This window comes from Candidatus Odyssella thessalonicensis L13 (genome assembly GCF_000190415.1).
Taxonomy (GTDB): Bacteria; Pseudomonadota; Alphaproteobacteria; order Paracaedibacterales; family Paracaedibacteraceae; genus Paracaedibacter; species Paracaedibacter thessalonicensis.
Genome location: NZ_AEWF01000004.1, coordinates 164,826 through 183,995, shown reverse-complemented (window position 1 = coordinate 183,995; position 19,170 = coordinate 164,826). Strand labels below are relative to the sequence as shown.

Below are 19,170 nucleotides of genomic sequence, written 5' to 3'. Positions count from 1 at the left end.
AGGGTACCTCCATGAGTCTATCAGAAGTATGTATTAAACGGCCTGTATTCTCATGGGTCATGACCTTAATTTTGATCCTACTGGGTATAGTCGGCTACTCGCGGTTACCCCTTCAGCACAAACCTACGATTGAGTCTCCTTACATTACCATTGAATCGCACCTCCATGGAGCAGCGCCGGAAGTCGTTGAAGCCCAAGTCACGCGCGTTATTGAGGAAGCAATATCTGGAATCGAGGGTATTGAACATTTTAATTCCACCAGTTCACCAGAAACTTCTAAGATTTCCGTCGAATTCTCGCCTCGACGTCGGGCCGACGATGCCATTAGTGACGTCCGTGATCGCTTAGCTAAGATCCGCAATCAGTTGCCTCATGAAATGGAAGATCCCACACTAACAAAATCAAAAACCGATGACCGTCCAGTCATGACCATTGCTTTGACCAGTGATACCATTGAACCCAGTAAACTCCAAGATTATGCCAAAAACGAGATCGAAAAAGAGCTGGAATCCATTGATGGCGTCTCAAACGTTGAAGTCGTCGGAGGCGGGCTGTTTAAAATGCAGCTCAAGCTTGACCCTGTCAAAATGTCGGGCTATGGGATTACTGTTACTGAGGTGATCCAGGCTATTCGCCAACAAAACATAGAAAAGCCAGCCGGTAAACTCGTTAGTAAAGATAGAGAATTTTTGGTTACCACCGTAGCCGGCTCTGAAACCCCGGAAGAGTTCGCCCGTTTACCGATTGCCAATAAAGAAGGCACTCTGATCCTTCTAAAAGACATTGGGACGGCCGAAATGAGCACCATGGACACGAAGACCAGAACTTATTTCAATGGTAAGCTTGGCGTCAGTATTGGGATTTACAAACAATCTACAGCCAATCCCGTGCAACTGGCACGCCGGCTTCGCACTATGATTCCCAAAATTCAGGACCGTTTACCTGAAGACATGACGCTTAGGATTGGATCTGATACAGCAAAGTTTATTGAAGATGCCTTGAATCGCATTCAGCAGACTCTATTTGAAGCCTTTATATTTGTGACCCTTGTCGTATTTGCGTTTTTACGGTCGGCTCGGGCCTCTATTATCCCATTGGTGACGATCCCTGTCTCGTTAATTGCGACCTTCTTTGTCATGTACCTCTTGGGCTTCTCCATTAATACTCTGACATTAATGGCAATGGTATTAGCTATCGGTTTGGTGGTCGACGATGCGATTGTGGTTCTTGAAAACATTTATCGCCGCATTGAAGAAGGCGAAAAACCTTTTGCGGCTGCAATCCGGGGTATGCGTGAGATCACGTTTGCCGTTATTGCCATGACTTTAACCTTGGCTGCAGTTTATATGCCTTTTGCTCTCATTTCCGGAACGATTGGAAAGACGTTCACCGAGTATGCCATTACCCTTGCAGTTTCGGTTATCATTTCGGGATTTGCAGCGTTAACGTTATCACCTATGATGTGTTCACGCCTTTTAGGGCATGGGGAGGGCACCCTTGGTGTCCAAGAAGCAAAATGGTGGGCTACTTTTAAAAGCAAATTCCGCAGTGATATATGGCTTGATAAACTTGAAGTAGTTTACAAAGAGCAGGTTACCTCCGTTTTAGCGCAGCCGAAAAACGTTATCATTGCCACAGGGATATTTTGTGCTTTAGGCTTAGCTGCTTTCTTCGGCTTGACCCGAGAATTTTTCCCTTATGAAGATCAAGGTAAGATCTTTATTGATGGGCAATCGAGTCCATCCTCAACCTTAGACTTTACAGACCGCTATGTTAAGCAGATTGACGATATATTAGCCACGATGCCAGAGATTACCCGCCGGGTGGTCAATATTAAGAATCCAACCTATGACATTATGGCCGAAGTGGATCGTAAAAGTGGCCGCTCTACCCAAGACGTGGTAGCAGACCTGCGCAAACGCTTAGAAATTATTCCCGGTGTCTCCATTAAATTTGGCAGCATGGGCGGAGAAGCGGAAAACAATAATATCGTTCAATTTGTGGTGGCTGCAAACAAGTCAGTTAAAGAAATTAAAGGCTACTTTGAAATAATGAGAGACCGCTTATACGGCAACGTCGATAAGGTGCAGCGTGTTCTCAGCAATTCTAGTGCTGACACTGAAGAGTATAAACTCACCATTCGTCGCAATAAAGCCTCGACCTTAGGCATTGATCCCGGCGCCATTGCTGATACGGTTGATGCGCTTGTGCGGGGACGTAAAGCCGGTACCTTTAAAAGAGAAAACCGTTTATATGACGTCATGGTGGAAGTTATGGATGAAGCCCGACAGACACCCAACGACATCACGAATCTGTTCATGAAAGCAAGCGATAAAAAGGGCACATTAGTTCCTATTGCGGAGCTCGTTGAAGTGCACTCGGCAGCTGGCTCTGCTGAAATCTTTCGCTACAATAAGTATCGCGCCATCAGCATGAGTGCTGTTCTCACGCGGGGTACTAGCTTATCAGATGGTATTAATTTTGTCCAAACCATCCGCCGTGAACAACTGCCTAAAGATGTCCGTATCGAATTTATCGGAGAAACGCGCAAGTATATTGAAGAGTCACAAAACATCTTATTGATTGTTGGATTAGCCTTGGCGTTTATTTATCTAGTGCTTGCTGCCCAATTTGAAAGCTGGATTGATCCTTTTATCATTATTTTATCGGTGCCTTTATCGATAGCCGGTGGGTTAATTACGCTTGCGTTAATTAAAGATGGCACCCTAAATGTTTATAGCCAAATTGGATTAGTCACCTTGATTGGGCTGATCACAAAACACGGTATCTTGATTGTTGACTTCACCAATAAACTGCGTGATGAAGGCAAATCTAAGATGGAGTCGGTTATTCAAGCATCACAGATGCGTCTGCGCCCCATTTTAATGACAACCTTTGCTATGGTTTTAGGATCAGTTCCGTTAGCAATTGCCTCAGGGGCAGGTTCGGAAAGTATCCGTCAGATTGGATTTGTGATCGTAGGCGGCATGACTTTTGGTACAATTTTCACCTTATTTGTGCTCCCAATCGTTTATATGGCCATCTCACCCAACCAACGAAAAGTGCTACCACTAGATGTTTAACAATAAGTCAGTCTTGATCCTGCTGTGACCTGTTTTGATGATTACATTTTCCAGAGTTGCTTTTAGACAGATTAAGGCTGTACTCTTATAATACGACGGGGAAGCACTTTCCCTAAGCGTAGCGCAACCGTTTAGGAGGAAGACCATTCTTAAGATGGTCGGCAAGCAAATTCTAGCCAAGGTTTAATTTGTGATGGACCCCATTTTTAATCGTCAGCTGCAACTTCTTCGCCATAAGCAATTGAAGCTTGACACGCAGCATCCCCTCCATCATTCTCTGCACGCCCTTCTCCATGAGCGCCTAAGTTATATTAAGCGAGACTTTCAGTCCGTCCTTATTATTGGCGACTTTATGTACTCTCCCCTCACCCCACCTCATCGTATTGTCACCCTTGGGCGCACTGTCGAAGCTTTATCAGAACACTTACCATTTCCTGCCTCCACCTTTGATCTTGTCATCAGTTATATGGACTTGCATCATGCCAATGATGTGCCCGGGATTTTAAAACAGATCAATTATTGCCTTAAGTCCGATGGTTTATTTTTGGGAGCCTTCATGGGGGGAACCTCTTTATGGCAGCTGCGTGCAGCCACCCAACAAGCTGAACTCATTACGCGCGGGGGCTGCTCACCTCGTGTAGCTCCTTTAATCTCGCTTCATGATGCCGCAGCGCTTCTCCAAAGAGCAGGTTTTGCTATTCCAGTCCTTGACCATGAAATTATTGAATTGACGGATAACAACCCTTGGCCGCTATTCCAGCAATTAAAAAGCCTTGGCTTGTCAAACAGCATGTATGCCGGGTTTAAAGGACTCTCTGGTAAGCAGTTTTTTGCTGAGCTATCTAAATCCTTTATGCCCCCTAACCCGTGTCGTTTAGAGCTTGATATTCTCTTAATGTCAGGATGGGCCCCTGCTGCTAACCAGCAACGCCCTTTACCACGCGGAAGTGCTCAGTATCACCTTAGTCAGATTTTACAATAGCTTGGTTGAGTGAATTCTTAAACGCTGTTCCCTTTACAAATCTAGTATAATCTCTGAGTTAAATAACAATTATTTAGCATCGCGCCTTTGCCACGTCTCCCCTCTCCATGCTCTCCTCCCCCTCAATAGTAGGCTCAAATAGTTATTTACCTTATAAAAAGCGAATGCTAACATCACATCATTAAAAATTAAATAAAATTTTATACTTATACGGGGGATATTAGAATTTATGCAGACTCAGAGAATAATATTACTTGCTTCTTTAATCTGTCAGTTAGCTTCTCTTTCAGGGGCAACACAGCCGGCCGAGAAGATAGATAGATCTCATTGTACCACGACCTGTACGCAATCGCCCGTTGATAAATTAGAGACGTTACATCTAGAGATTCAGAAAGTATTAGATGCTGTAGAGGAAAATCCAGCTTATAAAATAGCCGACCCTCGGGTTGTTGTCATTGGCAATACGGGCGCTGGCAAAACGACGTTACTTCATTTATTAGCTGGGAGAAATCTTATCGCGCAGCAGATCTCAAATATGAGAAGATATCAGTTAACTGTGGCTCCTGAAGATGTCTTACCCGGCTTTCAAATTGGTCATGGAATCAGAGCAGGAACAGGCCTACCTGTTTCGTGGCATGACAAAGTCCATAATACTGTTTACTGGGATTGTCCAGGCTTTGGCGATCCTGCCGGACCTGAAAGAGAGATCATTAATGCTTTTGCTATCTATCAGCTTTTCAAGAGCTCAGTTCCCGCTCGCATTGTTCTGGTGGCGACAGAATCGGAGGCCGATTTCTTGACAGCACGAGCCACCAACTTCTTACGGCTTTTGAAAAGGGTTACTGATGTAGTAAGCCCAGCAGATACAACTGAGACTTCCTTGTTACCCTTAAGCCTTATCATTACTAAGCAAAGAGACTATGAACCGCAAGAGCTTATAGAACATCTTAGTTGGGCGCTCGAAGATGATAACACTCATGAATTGCATCACAGCCAGATCAGTGCTCTTTTAAAGACATTGCTGCCCTCAGGAAGAAGTGCTAGCCTTCCAATACCGACGAAACCAGGCTCGTATACTTGTGAAGCAAGAGAGAGTATCGTAGAGATGATTTTGTCGACACTACCCATCGTTGCGCCGACAGTTAACATAGAGTTATCCGCGGAGGCAAAGCTTCTCCTTATTGAATATTCGCGCAATCTTAATGAGCGTATTATTAATTTTATAGACAACGATATTGCGTACGCTGTTATAAACTATTGTCACCAGCAAATTGACAACCATCAAGGAACGGTAAGTAATTTACGATTAGCTCTCGAACGTACTGCTCTCGCTTTGTCTAATTTTAAAGATGGGCTAGCAAAGCTTAAAACGGTTGAAGAAGATAACCTTAAAGTGGAACTGGATAATCTCTTTGCCACAAAACTAGAAAGCCTTTTTCCAGCTATGGCTTTAAGAAAGATGATTGAAATGCTGTCTTTTTTAAAGAAAATCGATAAAACTATTGAGTATAATGTGGACCCTTGGGTATTAAAACACGATTCCATTTATAAAAAGATCTCCGAGCTTATTCAGGTAAAGAGTAATTCTGCGAACGGGCAACTTAGAATTAGTGGAGTTGTGATCGGTATGAGTGATCTTGGCAGCTTTGATCTGTCCAGTATCAAGCAAGTCGATATTATGGCACTCAATACTTTCATTATTGATAAGGATGGCCGTTATCCCGGCCTTTCCTTTAACATTATTGCTCCAATTTGGAAAACCTTTAATAACAAATTGATTGATCTCAGCGGCCTACCAGGTGCCAACGGCAGCGACGCCTTAGGTTTGGGCCAAGATGGACAACCTGGCCAAGCAGGGGAAGACGGCGGAAACTTCTATGGAAAAGGAAGAATTTTCTTTAGCCTTGGTAAGCTTACGATTAAGAGCAACGGTGGCAGCGGTGGTGGCGGCGGCCATGGTAGGGATGGCACCCCAGGTAAAGATGGCAAAGATGGGAATCCCGCATCGAAAACTAAATCCGTAGGCAATATCCATTATTTCCATGATCGGGGCACGGACGGGCAAGCTGGCGGTAACGGTGGTCGCGGCGGCCATGGGGGCCGAGGCGGATTTAAAGGTGACGTTACTATTGAGGGCAATAGTGAATGGCAGCTTGTAGCCGCTGATGGTCTTATGGGAGCCCATGGAAAAGGCGGCAAAGGGGGCATAGGCGGTCGCCATGGCCGCCACTGTCAAGGGACCCTTGTCACGGATCGCGTTAAAGAGGAAGAATTTCAAACGGTGCGCATGATTACCGGCCGTACAGAAGTCCGAGAAGAGTTAGTAGAAAGGGAGAAGCTACCAACATGGGTATGGTTCTGGCCATTTGGGCAAGTAGCTAAAGTTGCTGAGCTCTTTGAGGATAAATACTATACCCGCCAAGTAACCGTGGACCTCCCGGATCTTCCTGTAATTGACACAGGAACCCGCACTGTAGCAGCCGAAGATCTCTGGCAAGTGCAGCCAGGCTATCAAGGGGACAGAGGTAAAGCTCCAGATGGCTTTACAGGCTCAGGATTAAACACTGAAGGCCAGCCCCTTCCAAGCGCCCGCAAGCCTATAAATAAAGTTAGCACCCTTGCAACCTATAATTCTTATCATCAAGCGGCCAAGAATTCTTCAATATATGAATTCGTCAAGGAGATTAACTAATTACCCTGCATTACGCATAAGGAGCAAAGTCAAGCGCATTAATCATGCGCTTATTTTTTTCATAAGAGTAATCTTCTAGGGCTAGATTCTTTGTTTTTTATCAATAGGAATCTAGCCCCTATTCTTCCCCTAATCATCACGACAGAAAACCATCGATACTCTCTTAAAATTAATCGTATGAATTCAAATACCTGCTTGAGACAAGAGAGAGTTAATCTATTGGCGTAAATTTATTGAAATAATAACGCTTATAATTCGGAACAAAAATTACTAACTTATATTTAAAATTTTTGTTTACACCAAAAAGAGAAAGAAGAAGCCATGAAATATAGAAGATTACTATTGCTTATCTCTTTGCTTTATCAATCAATCTCCTTTTCCTGGGGTATGATGCATTCAGAAGAAGTGAAGAGCAGCACAAACTTTCAAACCCCAGGCACCTCCGAAACCTCTGCTGTTAAAATAGAGAATTTGCATACGGCAATTCAAAAGGCCCTGGCTACAATAGAGGAAAATCCCCATTATGAAATGACAGCACCGCGGATCATCGTGATCGGCAACACCGGCTCTGGCAAAACGACTCTTATTCATTTATTGGCGGGGAAAAACCTTCTAGCACAGCAAATTTCTCACTCTAAAAGATACCGATTAGAAGTGGCAGCCGAGGAGCTTTTACCAGGTTTCCATATTGGCCACAGCGTGAGAGCAGGCACAGCACTCCCCGTTTCTTGGCATGAACCGACAACCAATATGGTTTTCTGGGATTGCCCGGGTTTTGGTGACCCTGCCGGCCCTGAAAGAGAAATTATCAATGCTTGTGCGATTTACCAACTTTTTAAAAGCTCAGCTCCGACCAAACTTGTGATGGTTACTACTGAGAATGAAGCTAACATTGAAGAAGGACGAGCAACAGCCTTCCTTCATCTCTTAAAAAGGGTGACTGACGTTCTGGCTGAGCCAAGTAAACCTGAGTCGCAATTAACTTCCCTTTCTCTCGTGGTTACTAAACAAAGATATTATGAGCTACAAGAACTTATAGAAAATATAAATTGGGAATTAGAAGCTGATAATACGCATGAATTCCACCAAGGCCAGGTTAAAGATCTTTTAAATATCTTGGTGCAAAAGGAAAGAAAGGTAGGTATGCCTGCTCCCAGCCAGGCGGGACAATACTCTCCAGAAGCAAGGGCTAATATTCTGGAGACAATCTTAGCTACTGAGGCTATGGTTGTGCCTAAAGTTAATATAGCACTCTCCTCAGCGGCAAAACTTCTGCTCTCCCGCTATGTCCGCGTTCTTAATGAGCGGATTTGCAATTTTGTCAGCAATGATATTTGCCAATCTGTCGTGGATTATTGTCATCAGCTAATTGATAATCATCAAAGCCCTGTAACGGACTTACGGTTAAAGTTAAAGCACGTCCATGATTCTTTAGCTGTCTTTAAAGATAGCCTGCGCAATCTTGAGGGCATAAGCGACCAAGACTTTAAATCAGAGCTAAATAAAATCTTCACCACAGAGCTTGAAGCTTTTTCTCATTCCTCTTCTCTTAAGAAGATGTTGGAGATAATGTTCTCCTTGAAAAGGTAAAGCAGCTAATCCAGGTTGATAGCAAACTCGTCAATGGCGAGCTTTTAATAAATGGGTATGTGTTAGGACTAAGTGATTTGGCTGAGAAGGGACTGCGACTCATCGGCAGTATACCTGATCTCTGCATTAAAGTTTTGGCACATCATACTCTCTTTTTTGATACCAACATTAGTTATCCAGGCGTATCACTCCATATTATCGCTCCCTCTTGGAAGATCCTAGATAGAAGGCTTGTTAATTTGAGTGGAGGGGCAGGCGCGGACGGTAGTGACGGGACAGGCTTTGGTCGAGATGGCCAACCTGGTAAACCTGGGAAAAACGGTGGAAATTTCTACGGGAAAGGCAGAATCTTCCATAATACCCCTGGACTTACTATTCAGACAAATGGCGGTCCCGGAGGGAAAGGCGGCCATGGTACTGATGGCAGCTGCGGTAAAGATGGCAGCAACGGGGATCTAAGATTAAAGACAAAACAGGGGAATATGTATTATTACCATGACCGAGGTACAGATGGGCAAGCCGGCGGCAATGGTGGCCGAGGCGGCCATGGTGGCCAAGGCGGATTTAAGGGAGAAGTTATTATTGACGGCAACCGCGAGTGGCAGCTTGTTGCAGCTGATGGTCCCCTCGGAGCCCATGGCATAGGCGGCATAGGAGGTACAGGCGGTCGCCATGGTAAGCATTGTCAAGGAACACTCATTACCAACCGCAGCCAAGAAGAGAAATTTCAGGAAGTTCAAATGATCACCGGGCGCACAGGAGAAAGAAGGGTCCCTGTGGAGCGCACCATGCAAACCCCAGGCTGGTTGTGGTTTGTTCCTTGGCCAGGCTTGCTTATAAAGTCGATTGATGCCCTTGACGTTGCTTTTAATCCGATAACCTATAGAACAGAAACTTTCGCTTTACCCGATCTGCCAGTCATTGAGACCCACACTCGCACAGTAGCCGCTGAAGATCGCTGGCAGGTATTGCCAGGCTATCAAGAGGACAGAGGTAAGGCTGCGGACGGCTGTGACGGTTCAGGATTAAATACTGATGGCCAGGACCTTCCAGTCCCCCGAAAGCCTATAGATAAAGCTAGCATTCTTGCAACCTATAATTCTTATCATCAAGAAGCTAAGAATTCTTTATCCAATCAATTTGTTAGGGATATTGATTAGCCATAATAAGGCATCTTTCTATTCTAACTGGAGCTGACACGTCGGGTGGGCAAATGCCTGACGCTCTTTCTTTCCTCTAAACTGATATTGCTAATTTATTTATTGGGGTAAAAGAGAGCACAAACTAACTAAAAGAGCGAATATTCTTCACAATATAACGTTTATCCAAGCACCCCAGCTTAGCTATTATACACATCTGAGCTTAGCTTGATATGCTATCAACATTATTTTGTATAATTTAGGAAGAGAGCAAAATGAAGAATTTCTTTAAAAAATTTTGGGTATTCACCCTGTTATTTTTCCCGATGCTTGCTAAAGCGGCTCCCCAAGTATTTACACTCACCAACCCGGAAGCTGTGGGAGACCATAACCAAATACTCGGCATTCAAAGTGCGCTCAAACAAGTAGTCCCTAACACCACAATCTTTCAAGAATTTAATATTAAGGAACTAGACAAATTAATTATGATCATTAAAGAAATCCACAAAAAGCATCCTCGTGATAAAGTGGTGGTCATATCGGTCGGAGACTATGGAATTGATGCTTTTAAAGAAATCAAGACCGAAATAAATGAACCGTTTGTTCGCTGTGTCCTTTCTTCGCATCAATTAACTGATAAGATAGCGAGTGACAAAGAGTATGCCGATTTGATTGCTTTACCGGCGCATGCTGTTTCTCCCACATTCGTGGCTGAAAACCCTAAGAAGCTCATTCAAACAATTGGCGTAGCACATAACCTTACGAAAGCCCAAATCGAAGCAGATTACCAGAAGTATCAGAATCAGCTGCTGCCACTCAAAAATTATAAAAAGTACATCGGCGTTATCTTAGGCGGCGATGCCCCGGACGCTAGTGGTAACATTCGGTTTTATTCCGTTGCTGAAGCGCAACGCTTAGCTCGTAAAATTGCGCAACTAGCTAAGGCAGAGAACGCTGTTGTTCTGGCAACAGATGGGCCCCGCACCGGTAAATACGATCCCGGCACTCAGACAATTATTGAGAACTTTCATACACTGGCAACAGAGCCCAATGAAGTCTCGGCCGCCTTCACTGCCGTTTTAGCCGCCGAACTCCCTGCTGACCAATATAAGTTCTACAGCTTTATCTTCAAGCAACCCAGCATGAGCAAAGCGATCTATGGTGCTGTCCTGCATACGCAAGGGGCATTATTTGTTCCCGGCGAGTCGACCTCCATGGTCTCTGAAAGCGTTGATAACTTAGAAAAAGGTCAAGTTTATGTCTATCCCGCCGATAGCATGAATGAAAACCATATGGCCCATGTAAAAATGGAACAGCAACATGGTCGGATTAAACTTCTAGATACAGATTTTAATGAAATTCCGAGTGCCTCGGGGACCTCAGTCCTCAATAAAACCGCTGCCCAAGTGATTGCGGATGAAGTTATTAAAATGTTACTATAAATCTTTGTCTTTTGGTTGGCTCTTTATCAGTATGAAGAGTAAGGCCCAAGATTAGAAATCCCCCCTTAGCCCCCTAAATCGCCAGATTTAAGGGGCTATTATTAATAGCCTTAAAAGCTATCCTCTTCCAGGGGGAGCGGCATCCTTTGTTGGTGCTCTCTTGAGCCCCCTTAACGTCAACCTTCCCCAATAAATCTCTTGCAACCTTCCTTTCTATAAAGATAAATTAATTCAAATTTTAAGCATAAAGGTTGCATAAATGTATCTAATTTTACGAGTCAGCATTTTAAGTTCTTTGGCTTTGACGACCTCGCTTCAAAGTTTAGATATTCCTCATAAAAGTCCAACCCGTTTAAAAGATTGTACTCAAGGGCAAAAGTTTGAAGAGGTAACAAGTCTTGAGATTAATGGTCTGGTCGGACAGGTTAACTTGCAAAGAAATGAGGGTAGCCATAGCAAGAAGCCGGTATTGGCAATTAGTTATCGGGGAATTCCACCTGAAGTCGCTAAGAAGGTAAAGATTTCTAATAAGAAAGGACACTTGCGTCTTAGCTTTACAGAGCATTATCTTATAAATGAGGGCAGGATATATCTTGGCAAGAAATTTAAACAAAAGGCGGTCTTTGAACAAACCGATCTTGATGAAAATACCCGCTTGAAAGCTCTGACCACTTCTGACACTCATCCTACCCGCGCTGACCGTCGTAGATCTATACACTTGAAGTATGCTGGCTATGACCTGTCAGGCGCGGTAATCACGCTAGCTTATCCGAGAACAATTTCCGCCTATAAGCTAACTCCTGGCCTGGCAACCATAAACATAGTTGACGATATTGAAGGTTCACTGTTATTACAGATCCCCCCTTCCGGACAGATTAATGCCGAACGGGTTAAAAGTGATAATTTTAAAGCAGATGTTTCCCGAGGCGGCAACCTTAAAATCCACACTCTAATAACCCCCGGTTTTAAAATAAATGTAGGACAAGGCGATGAGGCGACGACTAGCATTTTGATGACACCCAATTTTAGCTTAGCTAAATTAAAAGTATCTAAATCAAAACCAAAAGCCACTAAGTCCAAAAAACGTCAACTTTCTTCTTCAAATGACGACAAGGGTGGCAATAATAAACCGCTAATAATTCCTGCTTTCCCTCAGGAACCAACCTATGGTGAAAGTAAAGAGAAACTGGAGATGCCACCCTTTATCAATTACTTGAGTGGGGGCAGTGTCTCAATGCCAGGCATTGTGATTGAAAATTATGTCCATTGTTTTAAACCTGCTCACAGTCAAACTATCGAGGGAGGGCAAGATACAGCTCTTACTCATAAGGCGGGCAATCTTTCCGCTTAACAAGCCAACATAAAGAAGGATTCCTCTAAAGAAAGGAGTCGCTTACATTGCCAATCCCTAAGTGGGGGTTGGCGAGGCTTTGTGGGGAAAGAAGCAAAATCTTTTCAAGCGAACCTCCGGTAAAAATCAAATAAACGCTCCAGATTTAGCTTCACAACAAGTGAGATTATTCTTCTAATTAATTTAGGTTTAACAATTTCGCTGTATGCTTAAGGTTATGCTGAATGAACACCTCACTGCTATGAAGATAGTTTTATTATTAATAGCCGTTGTCTTGTCCTTAAGCCTCTATCAAGCAAGGGCCAGCATTCCTTTTACTCAGGTGACGGGGATGTATAAGCAGACTAAAGAGGATTACAAAGATATCTCTCCATTCTGGGGGATGGTTGCCATTCATGGCGGATTATTGGAAAGAATTAGGTTTTTTGGCCCCTATCAGACTTCAGGAGAAGCAGAAGAGTCAGCCGATAGACCGCAAGATAAAATTGCTGAATTGATACAAGTCCTTTTCCCCAGCCCTGATGGCATTCAATTTGTCGCCAATACGAGCGGGAGTGCGCGTAACCCTGCTGGCTATCTCAGCACAAAGCTGGAGCTAATTAATGATATCATTATTACCTTAATAAACACCGATAGTCGCGAGAATAAAATCAGCACCATTATTTCAAAATTTAAACCTGTAAGTCGGAATCTGAAGCCTAAGCCGATAAGAGAGTTTGCGGAGCTGCTCTTGGATGCCTATCAGATGGAAGAAGAACTGGCCAACCCTGCCCAGCCGCAACAGCAGCTTTATCCATCCAATATCGTTATCATTTCATTGCTCGGCTATTTTTGCCTGGTGGCGGACAACAAAAATGATCTACAAAAGCTACCCGATTTAATGGAGGAAGAGCTTATGACTTCTCGGGAATTTAATTTATCTCTGCCCCTTCCCGACAGCATTAACTCCATCGAAGAGAAAAAATTATACCTGTTTGAAAGCCTACAATCGGACGACGAGGAACTGATTTTCTTTAAGGCAAAGGCTCAAGCATCTTATGGCAGCCTGTTTATTGATGACATTAATTACCGCACTGACACCGTTTATGAGGGGGCAAAATTTCCTGACTGTGGCGAGACCTCGCTTCGCAATCTTCTGATGGTTCTCCTGGGTCATCACAATGGCCTGTTGTCAGTTGAAACTTTAGAGAGGGTTGAGCAGCGCTTAGCTCCTCAAAAAGGATCTCAGGCAAAGCAGAACGATGCCCCTTTTCAAAAAATGAAGCTTTTCTTTAAAAGTTATTCTTATATTCCTCAGGCGACCACTAAAACTGTCCATAATGAGTGGGTTAGAGTAGTCTCAGATTTAAACAACGGAAACCCCGTTGCCAATCTTAATGATGTCCAGTATGGCCGTTCTCCCCAGGGCTCAGTACCAATTTATGAGATTAAATCTAATTACCCAGTAGAGGAAGCTTCTCCTAAGGGAATCTTTAATATGCTAAATGTGATTGCTAAGCTTATTCCCGATAAAGCTCTGAATCAACCCTGGCTAAATTTGGAAAAGGAAGGGTTTAAGCAAGCGAGTCAGAAACTTGAGCGCCTATGCGAGCTGTTTTCCCGTGAAGGATATAAATTGTCTTGGCAGGATTTAAGAACAGGTTCTCCGACCATTAACGGCACCTTTCCCATCCTTATCCTCTTTATAAATGATATCCCGGCTTATCAGTGGGAATTCGAAATGGGCCACTTTAGTTTGCGTAGAATTAATCAAGATAATGACGCTTGGTTTATTGAGCGCGAAAACTATCAACGTCTGCGTAATGAATGGATAGCATCTCTTTTCCCTTTCTCGCCCGACTCTTTATTGAGAACTTATGAAGAGGATCCGTATATTCCTATGGATATGGTTTATAGCCCCGCTTTAAAGAATTCCAGGAAGATTTTGCGATCAATCAATCTTGTCTTATCTGCTCCTTTACCTCAATTTATACCGCTTTTAAACCGCTGGATTGAGAAAACAATTCCTCTAAATGAACCAGCCGCCATAAAAAGGATCTCCTACCTGCTTTATCCTTGGAAAGCAATAAAGGCCATCAGTAAGATAATCAGGGCCCCTAAGCTCACAGCAATTAAGGAAAGAATGGATAGAATCCATATAAAAACCTCATTAACGGGATTTTATGGTATCCATGGCGGTCTATTTTCAAGTTTAGATCCTGAATATCTCTTCGATATTACTAAAACTCTCTTAAGCAAGGGCGCAGACCTCAACATTTATAATGATAACGAGGACACCCCCTTATTGTATCTAATGAGACACCCAGGAACTGAAGATGGTAATTTAAGGATAGCCAGATTCCTCATTGATGTCGGGGCCGATGTAAATGCTTCAGACAAAAACCGCCGAACACCGCTCCATTATGCCGTAAAATTAGGCAATGTTCCTCTAGTTGAGGCTCTGCTGAGGGCAAAGGCTGACATCAATGTGCAGGATGCAATCGGAGACACACCTCTACACACAGCGTTGGAAGAAAAACGCTCGAACTTAGTCTCTTTACTTCTCAAGAAACAGCCTGATGTAAATATTGCCAATGACTTTCGGATAACACCACTATTTTTAGCCGTTAAAGGTAACGACGAAAGTATCGTTCAAGCTTTGTTAACTGCAGGCGCCAACCCTAATCATATGACTCAAGATGCAACAATTTTAGGCGCCGCTTTATCTCAGAATAATAAAGCAGTGATCAAGCTGTTAATTGATGCCGGCGCTGATGTTAATGCAAGACACCCTAACTTTTTAAATATATCCTATCTGGACTATGCAATTGTCATAAACGATGTAGAAATGGTCAGGATTCTCTTGGATCATGGAGCCCTTGTTAATATCAAAAAAGACAAAGGTTTGACACCTTTGAATCAGGCTATTACGACGCACAATATAGATATTTTGAAGCTGCTTATTGATCATGGTGCAGATATGCACCTACCTGATGGCGAAGGCTTAACGCCCTTTGAGCGCCTGGACAAAGAGAAAGGTTTTATAGGAAACCCACGTCTCTTTCGGGCAATGCACGCCTTACTTGATGAAGCGTCGCGAAAAGGTTAAAGGGGGATGGGGCGCCTCTTTATTCCTCATTTTTTAGCCGAGGCCCCTAAATTATAAGTGATGGCGTACTTAAGCTTGAGCCAACTTGGCCAAGTTCGCACAAATTATGCGCACCGAGCGTGCTCGTTTGGCCGCAGAGTCCCATTCGCGAATAAAGACAATCTTTTGATCAGGTCGCAATTTAGCTTTCACTTTAGGATCCTGAATATAGTTCATAAGCCTTTCTGGTTCAGGAAATTTATTATCCTTAAAGGAAATGACCACGCCTTTAGGGCCAACATCAACTTTTTCAATATGGGCGGCCCGACAATAACTCTTAACCTCAATAAGTTCAAGCAGATTGAGGACCTCTGCTGGTAAACGGCCAAAACGATCTGCCATTTCCGCAGCGAAGGCATCAATTTCTTCGCGCGATTTTAGATTAGCGATGCGGCGATATAAGTTTAAGCGTAAATTGAGATCGCGCACATAGGTCTCTGGAATCATAACGGAAGTTCCCAGATTGATTTGCGGCGACCACTCTTCTTGCGTAGACGGAACCCCCATTTCTTGTTCGACACGGACTTGAATAATCGCTTCTTGCAATAAATGCTGGTAAAGCTCAACACCGACCTCACGAATATGACCTGATTGTTCCTCACCTACTAGATTCCCGGTGCCCCGAATATCGAGATCATGGCTTGCCAAGGTAAAGCCCGCCCCTAGTTTATCTAAGGTTTGCATAACCTCTAATCGTTTAAGAGAAGTATCAGAGACAGGTTTATCAGAGGGGATGGTCAGATAGGCATACCCCTGCGCTTTAGACCGGCCGACGCGGCCCCGCAGTTGATATAACTGCGCCAAGCCAAATAGATCTGCCCGATGGATAACCAAGGTATTGGCATTGGGGATATCAATGCCTGATTCAACAATATTCGTGGACAAGAGTAGATCAAACTTCCGGTCATAAAAAGCTGTCATAACGTCTTCCAACTGCCCCGAGGACAGCTGACCATGAGCCACAACAATTTTTATCTCGGGCAATAACTTGGTCAGTTGTTCTTGTAAAGCAGTTAAATCTTCTAGCCGCGGTGAGACATAAAAAATCTGTCCGCCACGATAATGCTCGCGCAGGATCGCCTCACGGATCACTAAACTATCATAAGGGGTCACAAAGGTCCGCACCGCCAGACGATCAATCGGCGGGGTGGCAATTAAGCTCATTTGCCGTACCCCTGTTAACGCCAGCTGAAGGGTTCGGGGAATCGGCGTCGCGGTTAACGTTAATACATGGACGTCTTTTTGTAAGGTTTTCAGTTTTTCTTTCTGCTTTACGCCAAAATGCTGCTCTTCATCAATGATGACCAGGCCTAAATCAACAAACTGGGTTTTATCAGAAAAGAGGGCATGAGTCGCAATAATAATATCAACTTGGCCCTCACTAAGATCGCGGCGGATGGCCTCAGCATTCTTGGGGGAAACAAAGCGCGATAATTGCTCAACCCGATAGCCAGAAGCTTGGAACCGACGCGAAAAGGTTTGATAATGCTGACGGCAGAGCAGCGTTGTTGGCGCAATAATTGCCACTTGTTTACCCGTAGCCACAGCGACAAAGGCCGCCCTTAAAGCGACTTCAGTCTTGCCAAAGCCCACATCCCCGCAAATCAACCGATCCATGGGATTACCTGAGGCCATGTCCGCCAAGGTTTCTTCAATTGCTCTGAGCTGGTCATCGGTTTCGACATAGGGAAAGCTGGCACAGAAGCGATCATAATCTTGAGACTTGATTTGTAAGATCGGCGCCTCTTGTAAGGCCCGCTCTGCCGCCAGTTTAATTAAATAGTCGGCAATTTCACGGATGCGCTTTTTAACCCGCGCTTTACGATTTTGCCAAGCAGCAGATCCTAATCGATCGAGTTGCACCAGTGTATCGGCGTCGCCATACTTGCTGATGGCATCAATATTTTCAACTGGTAAGAATAATTTATCTCCCCCGTAATAGACCAGCGTTAAACAATCATGTAAAGCTCCATCCACTTCTACCGGCGCCAACCCCTCATAGCGGCCAACCCCATGATCGCGGTGGACAATTAAATCGCCCGTGGATAACTGTGAAGTTTCTAGCAATAATTTCTCAGTTTTACGCTGTTTGCTAGGTTGGCGAATGATTCTCTCCCCTAACAAGTCACTTTCTGTAATGACCAGCATGGTGGGAGTGGCAAAGCCGTGATCCAAGGGATATACGCTCATACTCCGTGCACACTCAGCTCCCGGCCACTGAGAAACCACTTTAAAATCGGTGACTCCTGAATCCTCAAGCATATGCTGCAATCGATCGCGCGATCCTTCGCTACTACAAGCAAGAACAATTTGTTGATCTGGATGCTGCTGCAGCGTTTGTTTCAAATGCTGTAAAGCTTGCTGGGTGGGAGTCCCTACCGGCAAGCTTATCCCCCGCCGACATTGATAATCAATTTGATGTTCTTGGCTGAATGGCGTTACGAGATAAGCCTGCTCTTTGGTCTGTCCCCATTCCCTCAAGGTTAGATAGCTGTCTTCAGGCTTGACAGGATTATAAGGCGGTGAGGTATCTCCGGGTAACTTTGCTAAGCGATTGTGATAATAGTCATGGATCAACTCTAGCCGAGTTTTAATAGCATCCTCAACCTGATGATCATAAAAGACTTGCGCTTGAGGGGCATAATCGAGAACACTAACCATGGTTTTAAAGAACAGAGGCAACCAATGCTCTATCCCTGCATAACGTCGCCCTTCTGAAACTGCTTCATAGAGGGGGGTTATAATATGGCCAAAGCGTTCTCGGTAATTTTGTCGAAACCTTTTAATTTGTTCATCGGTCAACGCCAGGTCATGGCTCGGCTGTAGCTCAACGTAATTAATCTGATTAATTGTTGTCTGATTTAGAGCATCAAAATGGCGGATTCTTTCGAGATGGTCTCCAAAAAAATCTAATCGCACGGGATCGGCCAACCCAACGGGAAAGATATCTAAGATATCGCCTCTAACAGCAAATTCTCCTGCTTCTCTCACCGTCTCTACCCGCACATAGCCCGATTGACTGAGACTGTCAATCAGCACAGTCATCGATAATGTCTGCCCAACCGTTAATGTATGGTGACGGTTAATCAAACTAGATAAGGGTGGGACGCGTTGCAAGAAACTAGAGGCCGATAACACCACCACTGTCGCTTGGCTTGCGGCCATGGCCGATAAAACCTGCATCCGCTGTGTCAAGACATCTTGACTGGGTCCAATCCGGTCATAGGGAAGACAATCCCACGCCGGCAAATGATAAGTTGCAATTGTTGTTAAGACCACCTTCAATTGAGCAGTTAACTGGACGGCTCGTTCCTCATTAGGGACGATATAGAAGAGGCAAGACGCCCCTTGTGAGGTGAGAAGATCTTGAATAATAAAAGGCTCGAATCCAACCGCAATTCCTGAATAAATTCTGCTTGCCATACTTTCGACACTAGATAACCTAAACTTGGCCTAACCCTAGCGTTGTTGTTTATGAAACGCAAGTATTTCACAAATTATGGCATGATAGCAGTCAGGAACTGTGGTATTCCCCATACACCACGAAAGGATATCGGCATCCTGCTCTGCTAATAACTGCTCAAACAGTTTTTGTTGGGAATCACTTAGGGTTGGCAAGCAAGCACACGCATATTTTCCTAATAAAACGTCGGTTTCTTTTAGGCCGCGATGGGTGGCGTTATAGATTAATCGTTTTAAGTAAATAGTCATCAATTTTTACCCTTCCTTAAGAATCATGCTCTATGTTGAGTTTTATCACAAGC

Annotated in this window: 10 protein-coding genes; 8 read left to right on the top strand and 2 right to left on the bottom strand. The window is 44.1% G+C overall.

Annotated features, from left to right (window positions below; all coding sequences use genetic code 11):
* Nucleotides 1-11 precede the first annotated feature (11 nt).
* The 8 genes from HMO_RS0108000 to HMO_RS0107960 all read left to right on the top strand — a co-directional run bounded on the left by HMO_RS0108000 (nucleotide 12) and on the right by HMO_RS0107960 (nucleotide 15,367).
* Nucleotides 12-3,083, top strand: coding sequence for an efflux RND transporter permease subunit (locus HMO_RS0108000; protein ID WP_010301144.1), 3,072 nt, complete (start codon nucleotides 12-14; stop codon nucleotides 3,081-3,083).
* 193 nt (nucleotides 3,084-3,276) lie between these two features.
* Nucleotides 3,277-4,065, top strand: coding sequence for a methyltransferase domain-containing protein (locus tag HMO_RS14335; RefSeq protein ID WP_010301143.1), 789 nt, complete (start codon nucleotides 3,277-3,279; stop codon nucleotides 4,063-4,065).
* A gap of 229 nt (nucleotides 4,066-4,294) precedes the next feature.
* Nucleotides 4,295-6,757: a GTPase family protein gene (locus HMO_RS0107990; RefSeq protein ID WP_010301139.1), complete on the top strand. Its 2,463-nt coding sequence runs from the start codon at nucleotides 4,295-4,297 to the stop codon at nucleotides 6,755-6,757.
* Between the two features lie 321 nt (nucleotides 6,758-7,078).
* Entirely contained in the window at nucleotides 7,079-8,347 is a 1,269-nt protein-coding gene (locus HMO_RS0107985; RefSeq protein ID WP_010301137.1) for a GTPase family protein, read from the top strand.
* 77 nt (nucleotides 8,348-8,424) lie between these two features.
* Nucleotides 8,425-9,507, top strand: coding sequence for a hypothetical protein (locus HMO_RS15625; RefSeq protein WP_029448682.1), 1,083 nt, complete (start codon nucleotides 8,425-8,427; stop codon nucleotides 9,505-9,507).
* A 254-nt stretch (nucleotides 9,508-9,761) separates the two neighbouring features.
* A complete protein-coding gene (locus HMO_RS0107975) occupies nucleotides 9,762-10,928 on the top strand; it encodes an ELM1/GtrOC1 family putative glycosyltransferase (protein ID WP_010301132.1) in 1,167 nt (388 codons plus the stop codon).
* A gap of 259 nt (nucleotides 10,929-11,187) precedes the next feature.
* Complete coding sequence (locus HMO_RS0107965; RefSeq protein ID WP_010301125.1) at nucleotides 11,188-12,279, top strand: hypothetical protein; 1,092 nt, start codon at nucleotides 11,188-11,190, stop codon at nucleotides 12,277-12,279.
* A 217-nt stretch (nucleotides 12,280-12,496) separates the two neighbouring features.
* Complete coding sequence (locus tag HMO_RS0107960) at nucleotides 12,497-15,367, top strand: ankyrin repeat domain-containing protein (protein WP_175282104.1); 2,871 nt, start codon at nucleotides 12,497-12,499, stop codon at nucleotides 15,365-15,367.
* Nucleotides 15,368-15,436: 69 nt separating this feature from the next.
* On the opposite strand, the gene mfd is transcribed toward HMO_RS0107960, so the two are convergent.
* Together mfd and HMO_RS0107950 are read right to left on the bottom strand one after the other, a co-directional pair.
* Nucleotides 15,437-18,829: a transcription-repair coupling factor gene (gene mfd, locus HMO_RS0107955; RefSeq protein WP_010301118.1), complete on the bottom strand. Its 3,393-nt coding sequence runs from the start codon at nucleotides 18,827-18,829 to the stop codon at nucleotides 15,437-15,439.
* 36 nt (nucleotides 18,830-18,865) lie between these two features.
* Entirely contained in the window at nucleotides 18,866-19,117 is a 252-nt protein-coding gene (locus HMO_RS0107950) for an FAD assembly factor SdhE (RefSeq protein WP_010301115.1), read from the bottom strand.
* Between the last annotated feature and the right edge of the window lie 53 nt (nucleotides 19,118-19,170).

Excerpts from the sequence above, each read along its gene's own strand:
- HMO_RS0108000 (WP_010301144.1), top strand. The coding sequence starts at position 12 with ATGAGTCTATCAGAAGTATGTATTAAACGGCCTGTATTCTCATGGGTC.
- HMO_RS14335 (WP_010301143.1), top strand. The coding sequence starts at position 3,277 with ATGGACCCCATTTTTAATCGTCAGCTGCAACTTCTTCGCCATAAGCAA.
- HMO_RS0107990 (WP_010301139.1), top strand. The coding sequence starts at position 4,295 with ATGCAGACTCAGAGAATAATATTACTTGCTTCTTTAATCTGTCAGTTA.
- HMO_RS0107985 (WP_010301137.1), top strand. The coding sequence starts at position 7,079 with ATGAAATATAGAAGATTACTATTGCTTATCTCTTTGCTTTATCAATCA.
- HMO_RS0107975 (WP_010301132.1), top strand. The coding sequence starts at position 9,762 with ATGAAGAATTTCTTTAAAAAATTTTGGGTATTCACCCTGTTATTTTTC.
- HMO_RS0107965 (WP_010301125.1), top strand. The coding sequence starts at position 11,188 with ATGTATCTAATTTTACGAGTCAGCATTTTAAGTTCTTTGGCTTTGACG.
- HMO_RS0107960 (WP_175282104.1), top strand. The coding sequence starts at position 12,497 with ATGCTGAATGAACACCTCACTGCTATGAAGATAGTTTTATTATTAATA.
- mfd (WP_010301118.1), bottom strand. The coding sequence starts at position 18,829 with ATGGCAAGCAGAATTTATTCAGGAATTGCGGTTGGATTCGAGCCTTTT.
- HMO_RS0107950 (WP_010301115.1), bottom strand. The coding sequence starts at position 19,117 with ATGACTATTTACTTAAAACGATTAATCTATAACGCCACCCATCGCGGC.